This is a genomic window from Geodermatophilus sp. SYSU D01106, from assembly GCF_054049995.1.
In genome coordinates this window covers 87655-112382 of record NZ_JBJGYM010000006.1, presented here as the reverse complement: position 1 = coordinate 112382, position 24728 = coordinate 87655, and the positions used below count along the sequence as shown (strand labels likewise).

Sequence of the window (24728 nt, the reverse complement as noted above, 5' to 3'; positions counted from 1 at the left end):
GAGGGCCGGTCACTCCGGCGAGGAGGCGCCCCCTCCGGCCGGTCCGCCAGTCGGAGGCCCGGCCCGGTCCACTCGCGCCCCCAGGTCGTCGCGGACCAGCGGCTCCCCGACCCCGGCCCGGTGGGCGGCGCGCCCGATGAGGTGGGCGAGCACCGGCGCGGTCGCCAGCTGGAACAGCACGGCCAGGACCAGCTTCCAGGCGTCCGCGCCGGGGGCCAGGACCGCCGCCCCGGCCGCCAGCAGCGCCAGGCCGGGCCCCTGCAGGACGCTCGCCGCCTGCAGTCGCGCACCGACGTCGGGCAACCGCAGGAGCCCCAGGGCGGCGAGCACGGCGAGCAGGGCACCGGTCAGCAGGAGCACCGACGCGACGACCTCACCCGGGCTCACCGCCGCTCCTCGACGTCGAAGCGCAGCACCGACATCGTGCTCAGGAAGGCCAGCAGGGCGACCACCACGAGCAGCACCACGTCGGGGGTCCGTCCGCGCCACAGGGCCTCGACGAGGATGCCGCCCAGCACGACGACGGTGAGCACGTCGACGGCGACCAGCCGGTCGTACAGGGTGGGGCCCCGGAACAGCCGCACCAGGGTCAGCACCCCGGCGACCAGCAGCAGCGCGCCGGTGGCGAGCAGGACCGCGGTCACGGGTGCCCCTCCCGGTCCGGTGCGGTGCGTCCGGCCGCCGCGAGGACCTCGGCCACGGCGCGGGCGGCGTCCGCGCGGGCCGCGTCGACGCCGGCGTCGTCGTCCACGTCCAGCACGAACACGTAGAGGGTGCCGCTCGGGCGGTCGACGTCCACCACGAGCGTCGCCGGGACCAGCGACAGGCGGTCGGCGACCGTGGACAGGAGCAGGTCCGACGGCGGCGCCCCCTGCTCGGGGAGCCGCACCGCCACGACGGCCGAACGGGTGGCCGGCCCGCGCCGCAGGACCGCCCGGGCGACCGCGACCGTGGACGTCGCCTGGTCGACCACGAAGCGGCCCAGCGCCCGCAGGCAGGCCACCGGCCGCGGGCGGGACCGCGGCCGGACGTCCGGCAGCCGGCAGAGCGCCAGGCACAGCGGCGCGACGAGCAGTCCGGACACCAGCACGACGGGGGCGGTGCTGCCCCACAGGAGCACCCAGACCAGCACCAGCCAGCCGACGTGCAGGAGCCTGCCGTTCACGACGTCCCCCCGTCCCCGAGCACGTCGGCCCGGTACCCCTCGTGGTCGACGAGGTCGGCCGCGGCCCGGCCGGCGTAGGCCGACAGCGGGCCGGCTGCGGCGGCGAGGGTCAGCCCCGCCGCGACGGCGACCGCCGCGCCCGCGACCATCAGCCCGTTCGCCCGGCGGGTGACCGTCGCCGTCCCGGCGTCCCCGTCCGGCTCCTGCCCGGGGGGCCCGGCGGGTGGCTCCGCGGGGGGCTCGCCCCAGAAGGAGCGCACCCACACCCGGCTCATGGCGGCCAGCGTGAGGAGGCTGGTGACCAGCGCGACACCGGCCACCGCCAGCACCGGCCCCGCCCCGGTCCCCACGGCGGCCTGCAGCAGGGCGAGCTTGCCGATGAACCCGGCCAGGGGCGGCACTCCCCCGATGCTCAGCGCGGGCACCAGGAACAGGACGGCGACCAGCGGAGCGGTGCGGGCCAGTCCTCCCAGTTCGGCCAGGGCGGTACCGGATCGCCGGCGTTCCGCCAGGCCCGCGGTCAGGAACAGCGCCGACTGCACCGTGACGTGGTGGACGAAGTACAGGATCGTCCCGGTGAGACCGGCGACCGAGGACATCGCCAGGCCGAAGAGCATGAAGCCGATGTGGGAGACGAGGGTGAACGACAGCACCCGGTTGAGCTCGTCCTGCACGAGAGCGCCGAGGACCCCCACCAGCATCGTCGCCGCGGCCAGGACCAGCAGCAGCACCCAGGGCTCGTCGCGGGGGAACAGCAGCGTCTGGGTGCGGACGACGGCGTAGACGGCCACCTTGGTCAGCAGCGCCGCGAAGACCGCGGTCACCGGGGCCGGTGCGGCGGGATAGCTGTCGGGCAGCCACCAGTGCAGCGGCACCATGGCGGCCTTGATCCCCAGGACGACGAGCAGCATGAGACCGAGGAACTGCTGCAGCCCGTCGTCCAGCCGGGGCACCGCGCCGGCCAGCTGGGCCAGGTTCACGGTGCCGGTCAGGGCGTAGACCAGCCCGATCGTGGTGAGCAGCAGCAGCGTCGCGGTGAGGCTCGTGGTCACGTACACCATGCCGGCCCGCACCCGCTCCGCCGTCGGCCCGAGGGTGGTCAGCACGTAGCTGGCCATGAGCATGACCTCGAAGCCGACGAAGAGGGTGAACAGGTCGCCGGTGAGCAGGACCAGGGAGATCCCGGCGAGCAGGACCAGGTAGGCGGGGTGGAACACCGACGGCACGTTCTCGATGCGCTGTTCCGCGCTGCCCTGCCCGAGCGCGTACAGCATCACGGCGATGCAGACCACCACCGCGACCAGCAGTGCCAGTGCCGAGAAGCGGTCCGCGACCAGGGCGATGCCCAGCGGCGGCGCGTGCCCGCCCGCGAGGAGGACCTGCCGGCCCGAGGTGTCGACGACGGAGACCAGGACCGCGGCGTCGACGAGGACCGCGACGAGGACTCCGAGGCCGAGCACCCGCTGGGCCGCCGGGCGGGGGCTGAGCACCAGCGACAGCGCCGCCCCGAGGAGGGGCGAGACCACCGGCACGGACAGCAGCAGGGTGGCGCTCACCGGTCGTCCTCGACCCCGGACCGCCCGGTGTCGACCGCGAGGGCGTCCTCCACCGCATCGGGGACGTCGTCGTCCCCGCGCAGGGTCACGCTGCGGTCGGCGAGGGCCAGCAACAGGGCCGTGACCCCCAGCGTGATGACGACGGCGGTGATCGCCAGCGCCTGCGGCAGGGGGTCGGCGGCCTCCTGCGGTGCCGTCTCCCCCACGACCGGCGCCGGTCCCGCCGGGCCACCGGCGACGAGCAGCACCAGGTTGGCGCCGTGCCCGATCAGCACGAAGCCGAGGACGACGCGCAGCAGGCTGCGCTGCAGCAGCAGGTAGCTGCCCCCGGCGAACAGGACGCCGACGACCACGGCCAGTGTCACGTTGCCCGAGCTCATGCCGCCTCCTCCGCGTCCTCGTCGGAGGGCTCGTCGGCACCGAGGGTCCGCAGGACGTCGAGGGTGAGACCCACGACGACGAGCGCGGTCCCGAGCTCGAAGACGAGCGAGGACGGGACCTCCACGGTGCCGAGGAACCCCGCGTCGAGGCTCCACACCGTCCCCGCCAGCAGCTCGTCGGCCACGACGACCCCCACCGCGGCGTATCCCGAGACCAGGAGGAGCCCGAGACCGAGCAGCAGGCCCGCCGGTGCCGGCGTCGCCGCCGCCAGCCCCTCCGGTCCCCCGGCCAGCCGGCGCAGGACGAGACCCAGACCGGCGACCAGACCGGCGATGAAGCCGCCTCCCGGGTGGTGCAGACCGACCACCAGGAGGTGGACGCCCAGCAGCAGGACGGTCGGGTGGGCGAGCCGGGCGAGGACCTCCAGCAACAGCGAGCGCTCGCCGGGGTCCTGCCGGTCGGCCGCCGGCAGCAGCCGGTCCCGCGGCGCGGCCGACGGGCCGCCGTGGTCGCCGTTCACGACGCCTCCTCCCGCTCGGCTTCCCGCTCGGCCGCCGCCGGCGGGGTGTGGCCGCCCCGGGGGGTGCCGCGCAGCCGGCCGGTCACGAGGACCAGGCTGGCCACCCCGGTCGCCGCGAGGGCGACGACGGTGACCTCCCCCAGGGTGTCCAGCGCACGGAACTCGCTGATGACCAGGTTGACGACGTTCGGCCCACCCTCGCCGGGAGCCTCGGCGAAGTAGCCCTCCGTGGAGCGGGACGGGACATGCCGGGCGCTGATCGTGAGGGTCGCGAGGGTGGCGAAGGCGCCCACCAGCAGGGCGACGGCGGCACGCAGCCCCGACAGCGGCCGCGGTGGCCGGCGGACCTCCGCCGGCATCCGCCGGATGACCAGCACGAACACCAGGAGCGTCAGCGTCTCGACGAGCAGCTGGGTCAGGGCGAGGTCCGGGGCGCCGTGCACGAGGAAGAGCAGGGCGACGCAGAACCCGAGTGCGGAGAGGACGAGGACGGCGGTGATCCGGTGGCGGATCCGCACCACACCGGCCGCGCACACGACGACGGCCGCGCCGACCACGGCCTGCGCCGGCACGTCCCACGCGCGCAGGCGGTCGGGGAGGCCCACGGAGAACAGGAGGACCCCGCCGGGACCGACGCAGACGGCGAGCAGGACGACGACGAGGTAGCCGGGCAGCGACCCCACCTGGGTGCGCCGGGTGAACGCCCCGGCCCCGGTGAGCAGCGCCCCCGCGAGCCGGTCCTGAGCCCGTTCGGCGTCCGGCACCGCGGGCAGTGCGCGCCGTGCCGCGGCCAACCGGTCCCGGAGGACGTGCACGACCACCCCGCCCGCCAGCGTCAGCACCGACAGCCAGAACGACGGAGTCGCGCCGTGCCAGAGCGCCAGGTGGTACCCGGCCCCGGCGGCGTGGCCGTCGGCGTACCCGGCGGCGAGGGTGTCGACCGCCGACGGCAGGAGACCGGCGACGACGCCGGCGGCCGCCAGGACCGCCGCCGGCGCGACGAACGAGAACGGGGGGCGGTGCTCCGGCCGGTCGTCGACGCCGGGCCGGTCGGCGAAGGCCCCCCAGAGGAAGCGCAGCGTGTACGCGACGGTCAGCACGGACCCGGCGACGACGCCGGCCAGCACCCAGCCGTGACCGGCACCGGGCTCGAGGAAGGCCTCGAGGGCCGCCTCCTTGCCCAGGTACCCGAGGGCCGGGGGGAGGCCGGCCATGGACAGGCAGGCGAGCCCGGCCACTCCGGCGAGGGCCGGCGCCCGGCGGCCGACCCCGCTGAGCTCGCGCAGGTCCCGGGTCCCCGCCTCGTGGTCGATCACCCCGACCACGCAGAAGAGCGTCGCCTTGAACGCGGCGTGGGCCAGCAGCATGGTGGCCCCGGCGAGGGCCGCGGTACGCGTGCCCGCGCCCAGCAGCACGACGAGGAACCCGAGTTGCGCGATGGTGCCGTACGCCAGCAGGCGCTTGAGGTCGGTCTGGGCCAGGGCACGCCAGCCGCCGAGCAGCATGGTCGCCACCCCGACGGCGAGGACGACCGGCCGCCACGGCAGCACCTCGGCGAGACCCGGGGCGAGCCGGGCCACCAGGTAGACACCGGCCTTCACCATGGCGGCGGCGTGCAGGTAGGCACTGACGGGGGTCGGGGCCACCATGGCGGCGGGCAGCCAGGGGTGGAACGGCACCTGGGCCGACTTGGCGAACGCCCCGACCAGCACCAGGACGAGAGCGGTCGCGGCCTGCGCACCCGTCGGCGGGGCGGCGACGACGGCGGAGAGCCGGTAGGTGCCTGCGGCGTCGGCGAGCAGCAGCAGCCCGAGCAGGAGCGCGAAGCCGGCGCCGGTGGTCACGAGCAGGGCCCGGGTCGCCGCCGACCGGGAATAGCGGTCGCGGCCGCCGTCCCCGATGAGGAGGAAGGAGCAGACGGTCGTCAGCTCCCAGGCCACGTAGAGCGCGAGCACGTTGTCGGCCAGGACCAGCGCCAGCATCGCGCCGGCGAAGAACACCAGCACGCCCGCCGTCCGCGCCATCCCGTCCCGGCGGTCGGCGAAGTAGCGGACGCCGTAGAGCAGCACCAGGGTCCCGACCCCCGTGACGACCAGGCCGAGCAGCAGGGACAGCCCGTCGAGCCGCAGCGGCACCTCGAGACCCAGCGCGGGCGCCCAGCTCAGCGCCTCCTCCCGGGGCCGTCCGGCGAGGACGTCGGACGCGGCGGCGACCAGCCACGCGAACGACGCCGCCGGGGCCACCGCCCCCACGACGAGCGCGCGGGACCCGAACCGGCGGGCCGTCCCCGCCGCGACCGCTGCGAGGACCACGTGCGCGGCCAGGAGGACGACCACGGACGTCAGCGGACCGCTGTCAGGCCGGGCAGGCCGTGGGAACGCATCGTGGCTCCTCCCGCGTGGTCACCCGCTGGTGCCCGTCCGCCCGGGCGCCCACACGCGGCGTGCGGGCATCCGGCCGGCGGCCCGACCGTGGTCAGCGCAGCCGGACGGGGCCGGCGTCGACCGGCGTCCGGAACAGCACGTAGGGACGGCGGCGCTGGTCCTCACCGCCGCGGTACCTCGCCTGCCGGTACAGCTGGTTGGCCGTGACGTACAGGTGCCCGTCGGCGGCCACGGACATGGTGTCCGGCCACAGCAGCCGCGGGTCGTGCACCACGGTCTCCCAGCTGCCGTCGGGCAGCCGGCGGTGGATCGCGTCGTGCTCGCCGTCGGTGACGTAGAGCCGGCCGGCGTCGTCGGTCTCCATCCCGTCGCCGGCGCCGCCCTTGTCCCCCTCGTCGAGCACGGTGGCGGCCACCGCGTCGTCGTCGAGGGAGCGGTCGAGCAGCGCGTCGACGGCGACGCTGTACCACCGCCGGGAGGCCAGCGGGCACCAGTACAGCCGGCTGCCGTCGGCGGCGATCGCGATGCCGTCGGCGCCCATCGTCACCGGCGCGGTCGAGCCGTCCTCCGAGCGCTCGCAGAAGGTCTGCCCCTCGACGACCATCCGCAGGTCCGGCGGCGTCAGCGCCTTGGTGCCCGGGTGCTCGTGCAGCCGCCGCCAGGACTCCCCCGACGCCAGGTCCACCACGATGACGGCGTTGGGCCCCTGGTCGGCGGAGTCGGTGATGAACGCGGCCCCGGCCTCCCCGCGCCGCAGGTCGAAGCGGACGTCGTTGAGGTAGGTGGTCTCCAGCGCGACGTCGGCCGGGAAGGTGATCGTCTGCACGACCGTGTCGGTGGCGAGGTCGACGCAGACCAGCTTCGGCCCGCCGGGCGACGTGGGCCGGAACACCGGGCTGCCGGTGTCGAGCACCCACAGCCGATCGGCCGGGTCGACGACGACGCTCTGCACGCTGACGAAGCGCTCGGCGTCGTCGTCGGACCGGCTGTCGTTGAGATCCTGCGACGGGTAGGCCACCACCTCGCCGTCGCGCAGCTCCCCCACGGTGAACGCGACGTCGTCGCCCCACTCCGGGTAGCAGACGAACACGCGCCCCGTGTGGGAGACGGTGACGCCGGTGGGCATGGCGTCGTCGAAGAGGTGGACGACCTCCAGCTCGCCGAGGGCCTCGGAGACGGCCGGCTGCCCGCTCACCGGGCCACCCCGGCGACGAGGTGTCCGATGCCATCGGGCCGTGTCGGGTGGGAGAGCGCCACGGGTGCCTCCAGGGCCGTCCGGCGGTGTGCACGCCTCGTCTCGGCCGCGCACCGTCCGGCCTCGCGCCCCTACCCGGGAGGCGGAACCGGACACGCCGGGTGGCGGAACGGAGAAGTCCGGATCGCATGCGGTGGGGTCGCGCGCGACGGGTAGGCCCGACCGGGGTCGAGCCGTGACCCGCCGCCCTGCCCGGAGGTCCCCCTCGTGTTCGACACGCCCACGCCCGAGCTGCAGACGATGCCGCTCGGTCTGTACGACCTGGTGACCTACGCGATCGTCGCGGCCGGGTTCGCGCTGTTCGCCTACTTCCTCTACTCGTGGAACAGCACGGGCGAGGTCGGCGTCCGCTACCGCCCGGCCGTGCTCGCCGGCCTCTGCATCGCCGGCGTCGCGGCGCTGTCCTACCTCGTGCTCTACACCAAGTGGGACACCGGCTTCGACCTCGTGGGCGGCGTCTACGAGCCCAACGCCGAGGCCCGCTCGACCCTCTATCCCCGCTACGTCGACTGGTCGGTCACCGTCCCGCTGCTGACCGCCGAACTGCTCGCCGTCTGCTCGATCGCCGGCACCCGCGCACGCGGCCTGCGGCTGCGCACCATGACCGCGGCGTTCCTCATGATCCTCACCGGGTTCCTCGGCTCCCAGGTGCTCGCCCAGGGCCGCGACGTCACCGCGCTGGTCGTGTGGGGCCTGATCAGCACCGCGTTCTACGCCTACCTCTACGTCGCCCTCATCGGCGCGGTCCGCGCGTCGATGTCCTCGATGGGAGTCGAGGCCGGACGGAGCCTGCGCAACGCCGCTCTCGTGCTGCTGGGCACCTTCGGCGTCTACCCGCTGGTGTACGCCGTGCCGGTGTTCGTCGACGTCACCCCGGCCTGGCTGGCCGGCATGCAGGTGACCTACTCCGCCGCCGACGTGCTGGCCAAGGTCGGCTTCGGCGTGCTGGTCCACAAGGTGGCCAAGCTGCGGACCGCCGAGGACGTCGCCGCCGGGGTCGACACCCACCCCGAGTCGGTGTGGGTGAGCAACGTCCGGCACAGCGAGGCCGTGCTGCCCGACCCGCGGAGCGAGCACCGCACCACCCGCTTCGCGGGCAACACCGTCGACGACGCCCCGGTGTCCGCCGCCGCCGACGCCCGGCACGGGGCGACCCGGACGGCGACCGGCCGGAGCTGACCCGTGCTGCCCGTCCCGGACCGGCGGACGGCGGGGACGCCCCTCGCCGGCCCCGCGCGGACGGCCACCGTCGGGTCCCTGACCGCGGTGGCCGCCGTGGTCGCCGTCGAGGTCACCGTGGGCTGGGGCGACCTGGCCTGGGTGCCGCTGGTCGCGGGCCTGCTGCTCGGCCTCCCGCACGGAGCGGTCGACCACCTCCTGCCCGGCCGCCTGTTGCGGTGGCCCCCCGCCCGGTCGGCCGCCTTCGCGCTCGCCTACGCGGGCGTCGCCGCCGTCGCCTGGCTGCTGTTCCGGGCGTTCCCGGGGCCCGCGCTGCTCGTCTTCGTCGTCCTGTCGGCCTGGCACTTCGGCACCGGCGAGACCGCCTTCGCCGACCTGCGCGCCGGCCGGCCGGTGCAGCGGCAGGTCACGGCGTCCGTGGTGCTCGGGGCGCTGGTCCTGCTCGTGCCGCTGGTGCGCGGTCAGGCGGACGCGGCCCCGGTGGCGTCCGCGGTCGTCCCCGGCTGGGACGGGCTGCTGCCGCCCGCCGTGACGACGGCCGTGCTGGTGACCGTGCTCCCGGCCGCCGCCGCGCTGGCGACCGAGCGCCTGCTCTCGGGACGCTGGCTGGAGGCCGCCGAGGTGGGCGTGCTGCTCGTGCTCGTGCTGGTCGTGCCGCCGTTCGCCGCGTTCGGGGTCTGGTTCGGGGCCTGGCACGCGCCGCGGCACGGGGCGCGGGTGCTGGCCGGGGACCCCGCGAACGCCGCCCACCTCGCCGCCGGGCGCCTGGGCGCCCCGCTGCGCCGCTTCGCCGCGGCAGCCGCGGCGCCCACGGCCGCGGTCCTCGCCGTCCTCGCGCTGCTGTGGTCGGCCACGGACGGCTGGACAGGCCTGCTCGTGACCCTGCTGCCGCTGCTGGCGGCCCTCACGCTCCCGCACGCGCTCGTCGTCGCCTGGCTGGACCGGGCCTCGGGCGCGGGCGAGCAGATCCCCGGGACGGCGCCCGCCGCCCGGGCCCGACCGACCGGACGGAGCACCCCGTGACCCTGACCGAGCGCATGCTCGCCAGCTACCCCGCCGACCTGGGCGGCATCGACCGCGAGCGGCTGGTCGCCTGCATCGACGCCTGCCTGGAGTGCGCGCAGGCCTGCACGGCGTGCGCGGACGCGTGTCTGAGCGAGGACGTGGTCGCCGAGCTGCGGACGTGCATCCGCACCGACCTCGACTGCGCCGACGTCTGCGAGGCCACCGGCCGGGTGCTGTCGCGGCACACCGGCTACGACGCGAACCTGACCCGCGCCGTCCTCGAGGCGTGCGCCGCGGCCTGCCGCGCGTGCGGCGACGAGTGCGCGGCGCACGCGGAGATGCACGAGCACTGCCGCGTCTGCGCCGAGGCCTGCCGGCGGTGCGAGCAGGCCTGCCGCGACCTGCTGGCCACCCTCGGCTGACGGCGCCCGGGGCGCATGGCACCGTGGCGCCTCGTGGTGAACGTCCTCTCGATCCAGTCGCACGTGGCCTACGGGCACGTGGGCAACTCCTCGGCCGTCTTCCCGCTGCAGCGCCTCGGGGTCGAGGTCTGGCCGGTGCACACCGTCCAGTTCTCCAACCACACCGGCTACGGGGCGTGGACGGGGCGGGTGTTCGACGGGCAGGCGGTCGAGGAGGTCGTCGACGGCATCGCCGACCGCGGGGTGCTCGGCACCGCCGACGCCGTCCTGTCGGGCTACCTGGGCTCGGCCGACATCGGCCACGCCGTCGTCGGCACCGTCGGGCGGGTGCGGGCGGCCAACCCCGACGCCGTCTACTGCTGCGACCCGGTCATCGGCGACGTCGGCCGCGGCGTGTTCGTGCGGCCCGGCATCGAGGAGCTCATGCGCGAGGTCGCCGTGCCCGCCGCCGACCTGGTGACCCCCAACCACTACGAGCTCGACCTGCTGGCGCAGATGACGACGCGCTCGCTGGGCTCGGTGAAGGACGCGGTGGCCGCGGTGCAGGGGCTCGGCCCGCGGGTGGTGCTCACCACCTCGCTGGTCGCCGAGGACACGCCGGAGGACTCCGTCGACCTGCTGGCCTCCGAGGGCGGCCGGCACTTCCGGGTGCGCACGCCGCGGCTGTCGGTGTCGGTCAACGGCGCCGGCGACGCGATCGCCGCGCTGTTCCTCGCGCACTGGCTCGACACCCGCTCCGCCGGCGAGGCGCTGGGCCGGGCGGCGGCCAGCGTGTGGGGGCTGCTGCGGCGCACCGAGGAGGCCGGCTCCCGGGAGATCCTGCTCGTCGCCGCGCAGGAGGAGTTCGTGTCGCCCTCGCGGAGCTTCCCGGTCGAGGAGGTCTAGTCCCGTCACCGAGCGGGGACGCACGACCCGACCTAGCGTCCCCGCGTGGACCTGTTCCGGACGAAGTCGGTGGAGGCCGTCCGCGCGGACGCGGGCGACGGGGACGGGGAGGCCGGTGGCGCGCCCGGCGCGGGGCACCTGCGCAAGCGGCTGTCGGCCCGGCACCTCGTCGGGTTCGGCATCGGGATCGTCATCGGCACGGGCATCTTCACGCTCACCGGCGTGACCGCGAAGAACACCGCGGGCCCGGCGGTCGTCGTCTCCTTCGCCCTCGCCGGGCTGGTCGCCCTGCTGGCGGCGGTCTGCTACGCCGAGCTCGCCTCGGCCGTGCCGACGGCGGGCAGCGCCTACTCCTACACCTACGCCACCGTGGGCGAGGTCGTCGCCTGGATCATCGGCTGGGACCTGTTCCTCGAGTTCGCCCTCGGTGCGGCGGTGGTCGCCCGCGGTTGGTCGGGCTACGTGGGCAACCTGTTCGACCTCCCGCCGTCGCTGTTCGGCGAGACCGCGACGGTCAACGTCGGCGCGGCGGCGATCGTCGTCGTGCTGACGCTGGTGGCGGTGCTCGGCATCCAGGAGTCCGCGCGGGTCACGGGGCTGCTGGTCGTGGTGAAGGTCGCCGTCTGCGTGTTCGTCATCGGGGTCGGCGCCTGGTTCGTGCGCGGCGACAACCTCAGCCCGTTCGTGCCGCCGTCGGAGCCCGCCGAGGGCGGCAGCGGCCTCACCCGCCCGCTCATCGAGGCGATCGCCGGGCTCGAGCCGGCGGCGTTCGGCGTCGGGGGCGTGGTCACCGCCGCCGCCGTCGTCTTCTTCGCCTACACCGGCTTCGAGGCGGTCGCCAACCTCTCGGAGGAGACCCGCCGCCCGGCGCGCGACGTCCCGCTGGGCCTGCTCGGCACCCTGGGCCTCGCGACGGCGCTCTACGTCGGCGTCGCGTTCGTCGTGGTCGGGATGGTGCGGTACACCGACATCGACGAGGGCGCCCCGATCGCCGACGCCTTCGACCAGGTCGGGCTCGGCTGGGCGTCGTCGCTGGTGTCGATCGCGGCGGTGGCCGGGCTGACCTCGGTCATCCTGGTCGACCTCATCACCATCGGCCGGATCGGCTTCGCCATGGGCCGCGACGGGCTGCTGCCGCCGGCGGTGGCCCGGGTCAGCCCGCGCACCGGCGTCCCGGCGCGGGTGACGCTGCTGTTCGCCGTCCTCGTGCTGGTGCTCGCCGCCCTCGTGCCGCTCGGGACGCTGGCCGACCTCGTGAGCATCGGGACGCTGTTCGCGTTCCTGCTGGTGGCGATCGCCGTGCCGGTGCTGCGCCGCACCCGCCCGGAGCTGCCGCGGCCGTTCCGCGTGCCGTTCTCCCCGGTGGTACCCGCCCTCGCGGCGGTGGCCTGCCTGTACCTGATGCTCAACCTCAGCATCGAGACGTGGCTGCGCTTCCTCGCCTGGCTGGCGCTCGGGATGGTCGTCTACGCCGCCTACGGGTACCGGCACTCCCGCGTGCGGCAGGCGGCGCGCAGTGGCTCCGTCGACCGGGGGTGACGCCGGGCCGCACCGGATCGGGTCGTCTCGCATCGCGGCCTCCGGCGTAGCAGAGTCGGGGTGTGACAGCTGACGACCCGGGGAGCCGGGCGGCGGAACGCGCGGAGTCGGCGGGCCGGCGCACGCGGGAGCTGTCGGAGCGGCTCACCCGCCTGGCGTCGGGGTGGCCGTCGTCGGAGGACGACGTCCGCGCGGCCCGGCAGGCCGCGGAGCAGTCCGCCACCCACGCCGAGGAGGCCCACCAGCGGGCGGCCGCCCGGCACGAGCAGGCGGCGCAGGCCCACGAGGCCGCCGCCCGGCTGCACGACGACGCGGCGGACATGGGCGTCGGCGACCCGGACCGGCACCGGCGGCAGGCCGCCGGGCACCGGGAGGGCGCCGCGGCCGACCGCGACTCCGCCTCGGCCGACCGGGAGGCCGCCGACGACGACGCGGCCGAGGAGGGTGCCCGGTGAGCGCCGGCCACGAGCGACGCCCCCCGCCCGCCGACCTCGTCGGCGAGCTCGCCGAGCTCGAGGTCGCCCGCGAGGAGCTCCAGGTCGCCGAGGAGGAGCTGCAGGCCCAGCAGCAGGAGATCGCCCGGCTGGTCTCGCGTGTCGACCGGGAACGCCGCTGGCAGGAGCACGTCGCGGCGCTGCTGCCGGTGGGGCTCTTCGTCACCGACGGCACCGGCCAGGTGCTCGAGGCGAACCCGGCGATGGCCGCGCTCCTCGGCGTGGCCCTCCCCCGGCTCGGCGGCAAGCCGCTGTCGGTGTACCTCGACCCCGAGGACGTGCGCGGCCTGCGCTGGGCGCTGCGGGCCCTGGGGACCGGGAGGTCCGCCGACTACCGCTCCCCGGTGACGGTCCGCGGCCGCGGCGCCGCCGCGACCGGGCAGCTGTTCGGCACACCCGACGTCGTCCACCCCGACGCGGGGCGCGCCCGCATCCGCTGGGTGCTCGTGACCGACGAGCACGGACTCCCGCCGGCGGAGCCGGAGCCCCGGGCGAGCGGCGACGACGGCCCGACGCGGGACGCCGCGCCGGTCTCCGTGGCCGAGGCGCTCACGCAGCTGACCCGCCTCGCCGGCACGGACGCCGACCGCCGGCAGCTGCTGCTGCGCATGTCCGGCCTCGCGCAGCGGGCCGTGCCGGCCGCCGACTGGGTGAGCGTCACGGTCGGCCGGCCCGCGGCGCCGCGGGCGATCGGCAGCGACTCGGCCGCCGCCCAGGACGTCGACGGCCGGCAGATGCGCGCCGAGGAGGGGCCGTGCTGGGACGCCGCGGCGCTGCAGGAGGTCGTGGTGACCGGTGACCTGCGCGCGGATCCGCGCTGGCCGGCGCTGGGGCGGATCGCCGGGGCCGGGCCGGTGCGCAGCGTGCTGGCCGTCCCGCTCGCCGTCTCCGGCGAGCCCACTGGCGTGCTCAACGTCTACGCGGCGGCTGCCGACGCGTTCACCGAGACCGACCGGCGCATCGCCGAGCTGGTGGCGACGGCGATCGCGGCCGTCCTGGACGAGGCCGCCGAGCGGGAGTCACTGCGCCGGCTCACGCTCAACCTGGAGCAGGCGCTGGCCTCCCGCGCCGTCATCGACCAGGCCAAGGGCGTGCTCATCGCCCGCCTGGGCGTGGACGCCGACGAGGCCTTCGCCCGGCTGGTGACCCTCAGCAACCGGCTCAACGTCAAGGTCCGCGACCTCGCCCACCTGGTGGTCGAGGGCCACGCCGACGAGGTCATCGCCGCCGGGACCTGAGCACGCGCCGTCAGTCGGCCGGGTCCATGAGGACCACCGCGCCGCTGCGCCCGCCGCTCCCCGGCGTGAACGCGCTCACCGTGACCCGGATCTGCACCGCGCGGCCCCGGCGGTTCACCGCCTGCAGCACGACCGTCTCGTGGGCGGGGCCGTCCCCGGCCACCTGCCGGCGCAGCAGCGCGTGCAGCTGCGACACGGGCAGGCCGACGTCGAGGTTGAGCAGGTACTGGTCCACGACCTCGTCCTGCCGCAGGCCCCACAGGTCCTCGGCCGCGGCGTTCCAGGCGAGCACCCGCAGGTCCTGGTCGACGACGACCACCCCGGCCCGGAAGCTCGACAGCACGCCGGACATGAACTCGTAGAGGGTGGCGACCTCCTCGGTGCTGGCCCGCAGCTCCTCGTTGGTCGTGTGGAGCTCGTCGTTCATCGACTGGAGCTCCTCGTTCATCGTCTCGAGCTCCTCGTTGGTCGACTGGAGCTCCTCGTTGGTGGTCTCCAGCTCCTCGACCGTCGACTGGAGCTCCTCGTTGGTGGTCTCCAGCTCCTCGTTGGTCGACTGCAGCTCCTCGTAGGCGGTCTCCAGCTGCCGGTTGGCGTACTCCAGCTCGCGCTGCAGGCGCCGGTAGTGGGTGACGTCCTCGAAGACGACGGTGCAGCCGAGCGGGCTGCCGTCCTCCCGGGTCAGCGGCACCACCTGGACGTCGAAGACGAGGGCCTCGGCGCCGGGCTGGTGACGCTCCACGCCGCGCAGCCACACGGGACGCCGCGTACCCACGGCCTCGGCGATCGCCGCGCGCAGCTCCACCGGCCGGTAGGAGACCTCGAGGTCCTGGAAGGGCCGGCCGACGTCGCGGTCCTCCACCCGGAACAGCCGCTCGGCGTGGGAGTTCACCATGGCCAGCCGGCCGTCGGCGTCGAGGACGAGCTGCGCGCCGGGCGAGGAGACCATGGCCGCCCGACGCAGCCGGGCGAGGTCGCCGATCCCGGCCTGGACGTCGACCTCCGGGGCGGCCGGCAGCACGCGCCGCTCCAGCGCCGTCCTCGCGTCCCGCTTGCGGAAGAACCGGCGGGTCAGGTCGACCGGCAGGAACAGCTGGGCGTGGGAGAGCAGCATCTCCGCCTTGCCCAGGAACAGCAGCCCGTGGGGCGCGAGGGCGAAGTGCAGCCGGCCGAGGATGCGGTTCTGCGTCTCGGCGTTGAAGTACATGAGCGTGTTGCGGCACAACAGCAGGTCGACGTGCGAGATCGGCGCGTCCTGCACCAGGTCGTTGCGCCCGAAGATCACCGAGCGCCGCAGGTCCTTGCGGAACGCGAAGCGGCTGCCCTCCTGGGTGAAGTAGCGCTCCACCTGCTCGGGCGTGAGGCCCGTCATCTCCCGCTCGGTGAACAGCGCCTGGCGGGCCTGCGTCAGCGCCTCCTCGTCGACGTCGGTGGCGTAGATCTTCACGCGCTCGCGGAACTCGTCCACGCCCAGCGTCTCGGCCAGCAGGATGGCCAGGCTGTAGGCCTCCTGGCCGGACGCCGAGCCCGCGCTCCACACCCGGATGACCGGGCCGGCGGTGGCGAGCAGGTCCGGCAGCAGCCGGTCGCGCAGGTGGTCCCAGGCCGGCCGGTCGCGGAAGAAGCTCGTGACGTTGATCAGGATGGTGTTGAACAGCGGCGGGAACTCGTCGGGGTGGACCTCCAGGAAGTCCTGGTACTCCGCGACCGACTCGATGCCCACCTCGCTCATGCGGCGCTGCACGCGACGGACCAGGCTGGGCCGCTTGTAACCGGTGAAGTCGAACCCCCGCCGCTCGCGCAGGTAGACCAGCAGCGCCTCGAAGTCCGGGTCGAGCCCGGCCGCGGCGTCGGTGAACAGGTCGGGGGCCTCCTCGTCGCCGGCGACGTCCTCGGTGCCGTACTCGGCGTCGTCGAGCAGCTCGTCGGCCCCCGGGTCATCGGCCCGCAGGTCATCGGCCCGCAGGTCGTCGGCCGGCCCGTCCGCGGCCCGCGGCCCGTCCTGTGCCATCGGTCAGGCCCCCTGCCGGTCCGCGGGGTCGCCGAGGACGTCGTCGGCGTCGTCGGGGACGTCCCCGCCGTCGAGCGTCCCGCGCTCGAGCATCCCGCGCAGCAGGCCGGCGGCCCGCAGCGCCTCGTCGTGCCGGCGGCGGAAGGCGGTCGCGCTGTGCCGGTGCCCGTTGGCCACCGCCCGCTCGCCCATCCGCAGGCTGAGCGCCGCGCGCTCCTCGAGGCCGCGCAGCGCCATCCACAGCGCCCCCTCGAGCGCCTGGGCCTGCTCGGCGGCCAGCGCCTCCGGCGACCAGGCGTGTCCCACCCGGCAGCGGTAGCGCTCCATGCCGCCCTCGGTGATCGAGAACAGCGACCCGTGGCAGCTCGGGCAGCCGAACCCCGAGGGCGTACCCGGGCGCTCGTCGGCGTCCATCGCGCCGGGGTCCAACTGGGCCATCTCCGTCTCCGTCGTCATGAGGTCGGTGGGCGGCAGCACGTCCGCGGCGTCGACCGCCTCGCGTGTGAGCCGGTCGAGCAGGGCGGGCATCCCGGCGAGCGGGACCACGTGGTCGGCGCCGCCGACCTCCGCGGCGTGCAGGGGCATGCTCGCGTACAGGGCCTCCTCCGGGTCCTGCGCGAGCCCGACGCCGCCGCGCGCCCGGACGGCGATGGTGCCGGCGGTCCCGTCGTCCAGGGCGCCGGAGAGGACGAGGCTCACCACGCGCGGCCCCCGGGCGCGGGCTGCCGAGCGGAACAGCACGTCGACCGCCGGGCGGTGCCCGTTCTCCCGCGGGCCGCGGGAGAGGGACAGGTGCCCGTCGACGACGAGCAGGTGCCGGTCGGGGACGGCGACGGTCACCGTCCCCGGCGTCAGTGGCATCCCGTCCTCGGCCGAACGCACCGGCAGGGCCGAGACCCGGCCGAGGACGGCGGCCAGCGCGCTGCGGCCGGACGACGGGATGTGCAGCGTCACCAGCACGGCCGCCGGCAGGTCCTCGGGCAGGCCGGCGAGCAGTTCGCGCAGCGCCTCGACGCCCCCGGCGGAGGCCCCGATCACCACCAGGTCGCGCGTCGTCATCGCGGCTCCGTCCTCGTCCGCCGGGTGGGAGGGTCCCTGCGGCGATGGGCGTCAGCCTAGGCGTCCGGGCCGGAGCCGATCCGCCCGACGGCGCGGCACGTCCGGACGCTTTGCGGGGCCCGGGGCGCCTGGCTAGCGTCCCCGGCGGCGGGCAGCAGCGCCCCCGCACCGGACGACGCCCTCCGCACGCACGCCGACCGACACCCCGGAGCGCCGATGTCGCACCCGCCTGCCGACCGTCCCGTCGCCCCTGACGAGACCGCCGCCCCGACCGGCGGCCGCATGTCGGCGAGCACCCGCTCGACCGTCCTGGGCGCGATGTTCCTCATGGCCACCTCGGCCATCGGCCCCGGGTTCATCACCCAGACGACGACGTTCACCGTCCAGCTCGGCGCCGCGTTCGCCTTCGCGATCGCCGTCTCGATCGTCATCGACATCGCCCTGCAGCTGAACGTCTGGCGGGTCGTCGGCGTCTCCGGACGTCGGGCGCAGGAGCTCGGCAACCTCGTCCTGCCCGGCCTGGGCTGGCTCATGGCCGGCCTGCTCGTCGTCGGCGGCCTGGTGTTCAACGTGGGCAACGTGGCGGGCTCGGGCCTGGGCACCGACGCGATGTTCGGCCTCGACCCCCGGATCGGGGGCGCGCTGTCGGCGCTGGTGGCGATCGGGGTCTTCCTCAGCAGGCGCGCCGGCGTCGCCGTCGACCGGATCGTCGTGGTGCTCGGCCTGGCGATGATCCTGCTGACCACCTACATCGCGGTCACCTCCGGCCCGCCGGTGGGGACGGCGCTGCGCAACGTCGTGCTGCCCGGGACCGTCGACGTCCTCGCGATCACCACGCTGGTCGGCGGCACGATCGGCGGCTACATCGTCTACGCGGGCGCCCACCGGCTGCTCGACTCCGGCGTCACCGGCCCCGCCCACGTCCGCGACATCACCCGCGGGTCGGTCACCGGCATCGTCGTCACCGGGATCATGCGGGTCGTCCTGTTCCTGGCGATCCTCGGTGTCGTGGCCGGCGGGGCGGCGCTGGACCCGGAGAACCAGGCCGCGTCGGCCTTCGAGGTCGCCGCCGGGGAGGTGGGTCTGCGGGTGTTCGGCGTGGTGCTGTGGGCGGCGTCGATCACCAGCGTCATCGGCGCCTCGTACACGTCGGTGTCGTTCGTGACCTCGCGGACCCGGACCTCCGACCGCACCCGCACGCTGCTGGTCGTCGGCTTCATCGCCGTCACCACGCTGGCGTTCCTGCTGGCGGGGACCGCGCCCACGACGCTGCTCGTGTTCGCCGGCGCCTTCAACGGGCTGCTGCTCCCCATCGGGATCGCCGTGCTGCTCTGGGTGGCCACCCGGCGCACCGACCTGCTCGGCGGCTACCGGTACCCCCGCTGGCTGCTGGTGGTCGGGTGGGTGGCGTGGCTGGGCACCCTCTACCTCGCGGTGAACTCGGTCCGCCCGGTCATCGACCTCTTCGCCTGAGGGGACACCCCGTGACCTCCGCACGCACGGACCTCAACTCCGACCTCGGCGAGGGCTTCGGCCAGTGGACGCTCGGCGACGACGACGCGCTGCTCGGCGTGGTCACCAGCGCCAACGTCGCCTGCGGCTTCCACGCCGGGGACCCGGTGATCCTGCGGAGGGTGTGCGACCGGGCCGCGGCCGCCGGCGTCGCGATCGGCGCGCAGGTGGGCTACCGCGACCTCGCCGGCTTCGGCCGGCGGTTCGTCGACGTCGAGCCCGACGCGCTGACCCAGGACGTGCTCTACCAGGTGGGCGCGCTGGAGGCGTTCGCCCGCGTCGCCGGCACGCGGGTGCGCTACGTCAAGCCGCACGGCGCGCTCTACAACGCGATCGTCACCCACGAGGAGCAGGCGGCGGCCGTCGTCCGCGCCGTCGTGGACTACGACCGCACGCTGCCGGTCCTCGGCCTGCCCGGCTCGGCGTTCCTGCGGCTGGCGGCCGACGCCGGCCTGCGCACGGTGGCGGAGGCCTTCGCCGACCGCGCGTACACGCCGGAGGGGACGCTGGTGTCCCGCCGGCTGCCCGGCGCCGTCCTCACCGACGCCGACGAGATCACCCGCCGCTGCGTGGCGATGGCGACCGGCGGGGAGGTCCGCGACGTCGACGGCGGCCTGCTGCGGCTCGCGCCGGACTCGATCTGCGTGCACGGCGACACCCCGGGCGCGGTGGACATCGCCCGCCGGGTGCGGTCGGCCCTCACCGACGCGGGGGTCGACCTCGCGCCCTTCGCCGCGTGATGCGGGTGCTGCCCAGCGGCTCGGCCGCGCTGCTCGTCGAGGTCGCCGACCTCGACGCGGTGCTCGCCCTGCACGCGGCGCTGGAGGCCGACCGGCCGCCGGGCGTCGTCGACCTGGTGCCGGCGGCGCGCACGGTGCTGCTGGTCGTGGACCCCGAGGTGACCTCCCTCGACGCCGTCGAGGCGGCGCTCCGGCGGGTGACGCCGCGGCCCGGCGGCCGCGCCGACGCGGGCCTGGTCGAGCTGCCGGTCGTCTACGACGGGGCGGACCTCGCCGACGTCGCCGCGCACCTGGGCGTGGCGCCGGAGGAGGTCGTGGCCCGGCACGCCGACACGGAGTGGACGGTGGCGTTCTCCGGGTTCGCGCCCGGCTTCGGCTACCTCACCCCGGCCGGCGGTGGCTGGGACGTGCCGCGCCGGCCGTCGCCCCGCACGCGGGTGCCGGCCGGGGCGGTGGCGGTGGCCGGCGGGTTCACCGGCGTCTACCCGCGGGAGTCGCCGGGCGGCTGGCAGCTGGTCGGGCGCACCGACGTCGCCGTGTTCGACCTGGCCCGCGACCCGGCCGCGCTGCTGCGGCCGGGCGTGCGCGTGCGGTTCGTGCCGTGCTGACCGTGCTCGCGCCCGGCCCGCTCACCACCGTGCAGGACCGCGGCCGGCCCGGGCTGGCGGGGATCGGCGTCGGCCTGTCCGGGGCGGCCGACCGGGCCGCGGCGGAGCTGGCCAACCGGCTGGTGGGCAACGCCCCCGGCGCGGCGGTGCTCGAGGCGACGCTCGGCGGGCTGGCCGTGCGCGCGGACGCCGACCTGCTCGTCGTCACCACCGGCGCGCGCTGCCCCGGCAGCCCGGTGCACACCGCCCCGGGCCCGCTGCGGGCCGGCGCCACGCTCGCGCTCGGCACCCCGCCCGCCGGGTTGCGCACCTACCTCGCCGTCCGGGGCGGGTTCGCCGTCGCGCCCGTGCTCGGGTCGCGGTCCACCGACGTGCTGGCCGGCCTCGGGCCCCCGGTGCTGCGCGCGGGCGACGTGCTGCCGGTGGGCGGCGACGCCGGCCCGTTCCCCGCCGTCGACCTCGCGCCGGGAGCCGACCCGCCCGGCGGCGAGGTGACCGTTCGGCTGCTGCCCGGCCCGCGCGCGGACTGGCTGACCGCCGCCGCGCGGGAGGCGCTCGCGGGCCCCTGGACGGTCACCGCCGAGAGCAACCGGGTGGGCCTGCGGTTGGCCGGCCCGCACCTGGAGCGCGCGGTCGACGCCGAGCTGCCCAGCGAGGGCCTGGTCCGCGGGGCGGTGCAGGTGCCGCCGGCCGGGCAGCCGGTGCTCTTCCTCGCCGACGCCCCGGTCACCGGTGGCTACCCGGTGGCCGGCTACGTCGACGACGCCGACGTCGACCGCTGCGCGCAGCTCCGCCCCGGGCAGACGCTGCGCCTGCGCCGCTAGACGGGCAGCGGCTCCGGGGGCTCGCCGGCCCAGGCGGCGCGCAGCAGCGCGGCGACGCCGTCGCGGGTGACCGGGCGAGGGTTGGCGTACGGGTTGGCCACGGCGAGGTCGGCGATCCGGTCGACGTCCGCCTCCGCCATGCCGAGCTCCCGCAGCGAGCGCGGGGCGCCGAGCCGGCCGGCCAGCTCCCACAGCGCCCGCGCGGGGTCCGGCGCCCCGCCGAGCGCCCGCGACAGGGCGGCCACCGCGCCGGGCGCCGCGGGCTGGTTGAACGCCAGCGCGTGCGGCAGGACGACGGTGTGCGTGGGCGCGTGCGGCAGGTCCAGTGTGCCGCCGAGGGTGTGGCAGAGCTTGTGGTGCAGCGACATGGTGGTGGCGGCGAGCACCGCGCCGCACAGCCACGCCCCGTACTGGGCCTCCGAGCGGGCGTCGAGGTCGGCGCCGTCGGCCACGACGCGGGGCAGCGCGGCGACCAGCGCCCGGGCGCCCTCCTCGGCCATGAGCGACACGATCGGCGTCGCGTCGGGGGCGTACAGGCCCTCGACGGCGTGCGCCACGGCGTTGAGCCCGGAGGTCGCCGACATGCCGGGCGGCAGGCCGAGGGTGAGCTCGGGGTCGTAGACGACGCTCACCGGGAGCACCCGGACGTCGCGGCCGGTGCGCTTCTCCCCCGCCTCGGTGAGCCCCCACACCGGGGTCATCTCCGAGCCGGCGTAGGTGGTGGGGACGGCGACCACCGGCAGCCCGTGCTCCAGCGCGATCGCCTTGCCCAGTCCCACGGCCGAGCCGCCGCCGACCGCCACACAGCCGTCGGCACCGAGCTCTCGGGCGAGCTCGCGGGCGCGGGTGGCCACCTCCACGGGCACGTGCATGCGCGCCTCGGCGAGCACCCCGGCCGCCCGGTCGCCGAGCGCGGCGGCGACCGCGCGGCCGGTGTCCTCCTGCTCCGGGGAGCACAGCACCAGCACCCGGGTGAGCCCGAGGGCGGCCACCTCGTCGGGCAGCCGCGCCACGACGCCGGGGCCGAACACGACCCGCATCGGCAGCGCCTGGTAGGTGAACGGCGCGATCACGCCGGCGCCCCGCGCACCACGGTCGGCTGCGCGTCGGCCGGCTGGGCGGACGGGGGCGCCTGGCCCTCCCGCAGCAGCGTCAGGTCGAAGGTCAGCGTGCGGAACGGGTTGGCCAGCCCGACCTCGGCGGCGCGGGCCGGGTCGTCGACCTCCGGGACCTCGCGCACCAGCGACTCCTTGACGCCGAACACGGCGTCGGAGTCCAGGTACGGGGAGTCGGCGACGAACACGTGCGTGGTCACCGGCCGGTAGCCCGGGGCGGCGACGATGAAGTGCAGGTGCGCCGGGCGGTTCGGGTGCCGGCCGGTGGCGGCCAGCAGCTGCCCGACCGGGCCGTCGTCGGGGATCGGGTAGTAGCGCGGCACGACCGAGCGGAACCAGAACCGGCCGTCGTCGTCGGCGGTGAACAGCCCGCGCAGGTTCCCCGGCGGCTGGACGTCGGGCTGCTGGACGTCGTAGAAGCCGTCCTCGTTGGTCTGCCAGACGTCGACGGTCGCGCCGGCCAGCGGCTCGCCGTCGGGGCCGGTGACCTGCCCGGACACCAGGCACGGGGTGCCCTTGCCGTCGAGGGCGATGTCGTCGCCGAGCTGCCGGGGCGGTGACTCCACCATGTGGAACGGGCCGAGCACGGTCGACTCGGTGGAGGTGCCGCCGGAGCGGTGGTTGATCGTCTCCACCAGCATCGAGACCCCGAGGACGTCGGACAGCAGGATGAACTCCTGCCGGACGTCGTCGCTCGTGTGGCCGGTGCGGGTGAGGAAGTCGATCGCGAACGCCCACTCCTCCTCGGTGAGCTCGACGTCCTTGACGAACGCGTGCAGGTGGCGGACCAGCGAGGTCATCACCTGCCGCAGCCGCGGGTCGGGGGTGCCCGCGAAGCTGGCCGCGACGACGTCGGCCGAGCGCTCCTCGCTGAACAGCTCCCCGGTTCCCTCGCCGGTTCCCTCGCCCGTCACCTCGGCGGTCACAGGGCCCGGTCCAGGACGGTGCGCAGCGCGTCCTCGAGGGCGGTCGCGGCGTCGGCGACCGCGCCCGCCGAGCGGTAGGCCACGTAGTTGTCGGGGCGGACGAGCAGCGCGCCGCCGTCGTCGGTGCCGCGCACCCGCGCCCAGTCGCCGTAGAGGTCGTCGTACTCGCGGCCCGGGCCGATGACGACGGCGGCCACCTCGACGCCGAGCCGCTCCCCCACCTCCTGCGCCGCGCGCACCCAGGCCTCGCCGCCGATGCCGGTGAAGACGGTGAAGCGCCCGTGCCCGCCGAGGTCGAGCGTGGACACCTGCCGGCGCCGGTCGGCGGTGACCCAGGCGTGCGGCAGCTTGGCGCCCGGCCGCGAGGTGGGGTGCGAGTACAGCTCGGGGTCGCGCACCGGCTCCTCGGGCGGCGTGCCGTCGGGCACGACGGCGGTGGACTCGTAGCGCTGGTCCATCTCCACGCCGTGGCAGTTGAACTCGTAGTCCTTGAACGCGATGGCCTCCCGCAGCGCGGCCCGCTGCTTCTCCGCCTCCGGCGTCGCCTCCTTGCGGGCGGCCATGTGCGCGACCATCAGCTCCGGGTCGGCGGTGTTCGTGAGCCCGAGCGCGTCGAAGATCCGTGCGGTGTCGGCGATGCTCTGGTTCGCCCGGTCCACCACCTGCCGGCCCACCGGCGCGCGCTCGGCCGAGTAGCTCTCCAGCAGCCCCGGCCCGGCCTGCCCCCGGACCACCAGGGCGAGCTTCCACGCCAGGTTGTAGGCGTCCTGGATGGAGGTGTTGGAGCCCAGCCCGTTCGACGGCGGGTGCCGGTGGACGGCGTCGCCGGCGCAGAAGACACGGCCGGCCGAGTACCGCTCCGCGGCGAGGTGGTTGACCGTCCAGGCCGAGCTGGAGGTGATCGTCACCGGCACCGAGTCGTCGCCGATCAGCCGGTGCACGATGCCGAGCGCGTACTCCTCGGAGAGGTCGGGCGCGGGGCCGTCGATGTCGTAGCCCCAGACGATGAGCCACTTGTGCCAGGGCCGGACCATGCGGACCAGGCCCGCGCCGATCCCGCCGACGTCGGCCCCCGGCTGCAGCACCCAGTACAGGACCGACGGCCGGTCGGCGACCAGGTGGGACAGGTCGGCCTCGAAGACGATGTTGATGCTGCCCGCGACGCCCATCTGCCCGCGCAGCGGGAGCCCCACGTGCTCGGCCACCAGGCTGCGGCCGCCGTCGGCGCCGACGACGTAGCGCGCGCGGATGTCGTACTCGTCGCCGCGCAGCCGGTCGCGCACGTGCACGGTGACGCCCTCGTCGTCCTGCTCGAGGGACAGGTACTCGGTGTCGAAGCGGACGTGCGCGCCGCGGGACTGCCCGTGGTGCAGCAGCACCGGCTCCATGAGGTCCTGCGGCATGTCGCACATGCGGGAGGGGCTGGCCGCGGAGTAGTCGGCCAGCCGGTCGGGCCGGGTGCCCCAGCTGTGCAACCGGCCGAGCTCCTCGCCGGCGATCGAGGTGCAGTATACGAGGTTGCCCATGAGGTGCTGCGGGGTGGCCTCGGCCATCACCTCCTCCTCGACGCCGAGGTCGCGCAGCGCCTCCATCGTGCGCTGGTTGGTGATGTGCGCCCGCGGGGTGTCGGCGAGCCGGCCGTACTTGGTGATGACCGTGGTCCGGACGCCGTAGGTGGCCAGAGCCAGCGCGGCGGCCGACCCGGCGGGGCCGGTGCCGATGACGAGGACGTCGGTCTCGACGGTGGGCATGCGCGCGGGCTCCTCTTCGGCGGGGAACGGTCCGGCGGACTTCGCCAGACGAACGACGCTTCGGTGCGTGCATAGTCAACGGCGTGGTGCCGGTCACGTCAATCCCCGCACGCCGGCCGCGGCACGGCCCGGTCACGACCGGATCGTGACCGTTGACAC

General features: G+C 75.7%; 24 protein-coding genes. 11 read left to right on the top strand and 13 right to left on the bottom strand.

Annotation, left to right across the window (positions count from 1 at the left end; translation table 11 throughout):
* Window positions 1–9: 9 nt before the first annotated feature.
* From mnhG to ACI78R_RS08750, 8 genes are all read right to left on the bottom strand, one after another.
* The gene (mnhG, locus tag ACI78R_RS08785; RefSeq protein WP_457040402.1) at window positions 10–387 is read right to left on the bottom strand and encodes a monovalent cation/H(+) antiporter subunit G; all 378 of its coding nucleotides are present in this window, start codon (window positions 385–387) and stop codon (window positions 10–12) included.
* The gene (locus tag ACI78R_RS08780) at window positions 384–644 is read right to left on the bottom strand and encodes a monovalent cation/H+ antiporter complex subunit F (protein ID WP_457040401.1); all 261 of its coding nucleotides are present in this window, start codon (window positions 642–644) and stop codon (window positions 384–386) included. The genes mnhG and ACI78R_RS08780 overlap by 4 nt, the downstream gene beginning before the upstream one ends.
* Window positions 641–1165: a Na+/H+ antiporter subunit E gene (locus ACI78R_RS08775; protein WP_457040400.1), complete on the bottom strand. Its 525-nt coding sequence runs from the start codon at window positions 1163–1165 to the stop codon at window positions 641–643. The genes ACI78R_RS08780 and ACI78R_RS08775 overlap by 4 nt, the downstream gene beginning before the upstream one ends.
* Window positions 1162–2721 carry a Na+/H+ antiporter subunit D gene (locus tag ACI78R_RS08770; RefSeq protein ID WP_457040399.1) on the bottom strand — a complete coding sequence of 520 codons (1560 nt, stop codon included), beginning with the start codon at window positions 2719–2721 and terminating at the stop codon, window positions 1162–1164. The genes ACI78R_RS08775 and ACI78R_RS08770 overlap by 4 nt, the downstream gene beginning before the upstream one ends.
* Entirely contained in the window at window positions 2718–3101 is a 384-nt protein-coding gene (locus ACI78R_RS08765; RefSeq protein ID WP_457040398.1) for an NADH-quinone oxidoreductase subunit K, read from the bottom strand. The genes ACI78R_RS08770 and ACI78R_RS08765 overlap by 4 nt, the downstream gene beginning before the upstream one ends.
* Entirely contained in the window at window positions 3098–3622 is a 525-nt protein-coding gene (locus ACI78R_RS08760; protein ID WP_457040397.1) for an MnhB domain-containing protein, read from the bottom strand. The genes ACI78R_RS08765 and ACI78R_RS08760 overlap by 4 nt, the downstream gene beginning before the upstream one ends.
* The gene (mbhE, locus tag ACI78R_RS08755) at window positions 3619–5958 is read right to left on the bottom strand and encodes a hydrogen gas-evolving membrane-bound hydrogenase subunit E (RefSeq protein ID WP_457040396.1); all 2340 of its coding nucleotides are present in this window, start codon (window positions 5956–5958) and stop codon (window positions 3619–3621) included. Before mbhE ends, ACI78R_RS08760 begins: the two co-directional genes overlap by 4 nt.
* 139 nt (window positions 5959–6097) lie before the next feature.
* Complete coding sequence (locus ACI78R_RS08750) at window positions 6098–7201, bottom strand: L-dopachrome tautomerase-related protein (RefSeq protein ID WP_457040395.1); 1104 nt, start codon at window positions 7199–7201, stop codon at window positions 6098–6100.
* Between the two features lie 267 nt (window positions 7202–7468).
* Between ACI78R_RS08750 and ACI78R_RS08745 the strand changes: the two genes are divergently transcribed.
* The 7 genes from ACI78R_RS08745 to ACI78R_RS08715 all read left to right on the top strand — a co-directional run bounded on the left by ACI78R_RS08745 (window position 7469) and on the right by ACI78R_RS08715 (window position 14023).
* Complete coding sequence (locus ACI78R_RS08745; RefSeq protein WP_457040394.1) at window positions 7469–8440, top strand: bacteriorhodopsin; 972 nt, start codon at window positions 7469–7471, stop codon at window positions 8438–8440.
* Between the two features lie 3 nt (window positions 8441–8443).
* On the top strand, window positions 8444–9463 hold the full coding sequence (locus ACI78R_RS08740) for a Brp/Blh family beta-carotene 15,15'-dioxygenase (RefSeq protein ID WP_457040393.1): 1020 nt from the start codon (window positions 8444–8446) through the stop codon (window positions 9461–9463).
* A complete protein-coding gene (locus ACI78R_RS08735) occupies window positions 9460–9867 on the top strand; it encodes a four-helix bundle copper-binding protein (protein ID WP_457040392.1) in 408 nt (135 codons plus the stop codon). The genes ACI78R_RS08740 and ACI78R_RS08735 overlap by 4 nt, the downstream gene beginning before the upstream one ends.
* A gap of 15 nt (window positions 9868–9882) precedes the next feature.
* On the top strand, window positions 9883–10752 hold the full coding sequence (pdxY, locus tag ACI78R_RS08730; RefSeq protein WP_457040391.1) for a pyridoxal kinase PdxY: 870 nt from the start codon (window positions 9883–9885) through the stop codon (window positions 10750–10752).
* A gap of 45 nt (window positions 10753–10797) precedes the next feature.
* Window positions 10798–12291 carry an amino acid permease gene (locus ACI78R_RS08725; protein WP_457040390.1) on the top strand — a complete coding sequence of 498 codons (1494 nt, stop codon included), beginning with the start codon at window positions 10798–10800 and terminating at the stop codon, window positions 12289–12291.
* 62 nt (window positions 12292–12353) lie between these two features.
* Complete coding sequence (locus tag ACI78R_RS08720; protein ID WP_457040389.1) at window positions 12354–12746, top strand: hypothetical protein; 393 nt, start codon at window positions 12354–12356, stop codon at window positions 12744–12746.
* The gene (locus tag ACI78R_RS08715) at window positions 12743–14023 is read left to right on the top strand and encodes an ANTAR domain-containing protein (protein ID WP_457040388.1); all 1281 of its coding nucleotides are present in this window, start codon (window positions 12743–12745) and stop codon (window positions 14021–14023) included. Before ACI78R_RS08720 ends, ACI78R_RS08715 begins: the two co-directional genes overlap by 4 nt.
* A gap of 10 nt (window positions 14024–14033) precedes the next feature.
* On the opposite strand, the gene ACI78R_RS08710 is transcribed toward ACI78R_RS08715, so the two are convergent.
* Window positions 14034–16034, bottom strand: a complete 2001-nt coding sequence (locus tag ACI78R_RS08710; protein ID WP_457040387.1) for a CheR family methyltransferase — start codon at window positions 16032–16034, stop codon at window positions 14034–14036.
* A gap of 3 nt (window positions 16035–16037) precedes the next feature.
* Window positions 16038–17093, bottom strand: coding sequence for a chemotaxis protein CheB (locus ACI78R_RS08705; RefSeq protein ID WP_457040386.1), 1056 nt, complete (start codon window positions 17091–17093; stop codon window positions 16038–16040).
* A 216-nt stretch (window positions 17094–17309) separates the two neighbouring features.
* Between ACI78R_RS08705 and ACI78R_RS08700 the strand changes: the two genes are divergently transcribed.
* From ACI78R_RS08700 to ACI78R_RS08685, 4 genes are read left to right on the top strand one after another with little or no spacing between them, the layout of a single operon-like run.
* A complete protein-coding gene (locus tag ACI78R_RS08700; RefSeq protein WP_457040385.1) occupies window positions 17310–18566 on the top strand; it encodes an NRAMP family divalent metal transporter in 1257 nt (418 codons plus the stop codon).
* A gap of 11 nt (window positions 18567–18577) precedes the next feature.
* The gene (locus tag ACI78R_RS08695; protein WP_457040384.1) at window positions 18578–19345 is read left to right on the top strand and encodes a LamB/YcsF family protein; all 768 of its coding nucleotides are present in this window, start codon (window positions 18578–18580) and stop codon (window positions 19343–19345) included.
* Complete coding sequence (locus tag ACI78R_RS08690) at window positions 19345–19953, top strand: 5-oxoprolinase subunit B family protein (RefSeq protein WP_073420730.1); 609 nt, start codon at window positions 19345–19347, stop codon at window positions 19951–19953. The genes ACI78R_RS08695 and ACI78R_RS08690 overlap by 1 nt, the downstream gene beginning before the upstream one ends.
* Entirely contained in the window at window positions 19947–20777 is an 831-nt protein-coding gene (locus tag ACI78R_RS08685; protein WP_457040383.1) for a 5-oxoprolinase subunit C family protein, read from the top strand. The genes ACI78R_RS08690 and ACI78R_RS08685 overlap by 7 nt, the downstream gene beginning before the upstream one ends.
* Here the strand turns inward: ACI78R_RS08685 and ACI78R_RS08680 are convergent.
* From ACI78R_RS08680 to ACI78R_RS08670, 3 genes are read right to left on the bottom strand one after another with little or no spacing between them, the layout of a single operon-like run.
* Window positions 20774–21850: a maleylacetate reductase gene (locus ACI78R_RS08680; RefSeq protein WP_139252922.1), complete on the bottom strand. Its 1077-nt coding sequence runs from the start codon at window positions 21848–21850 to the stop codon at window positions 20774–20776. The two genes, ACI78R_RS08685 and ACI78R_RS08680, sit on opposite strands and share 4 nt — an antisense overlap.
* On the bottom strand, window positions 21847–22818 hold the full coding sequence (locus ACI78R_RS08675; protein WP_457040382.1) for an intradiol ring-cleavage dioxygenase: 972 nt from the start codon (window positions 22816–22818) through the stop codon (window positions 21847–21849). Before ACI78R_RS08675 ends, ACI78R_RS08680 begins: the two co-directional genes overlap by 4 nt.
* Window positions 22815–24569 (bottom strand): FAD-dependent oxidoreductase, encoded by a 1755-nt coding sequence (locus ACI78R_RS08670; protein WP_457040381.1) that lies wholly within the window; start codon window positions 24567–24569, stop codon window positions 22815–22817. Before ACI78R_RS08670 ends, ACI78R_RS08675 begins: the two co-directional genes overlap by 4 nt.
* Between the last annotated feature and the right edge of the window lie 159 nt (window positions 24570–24728).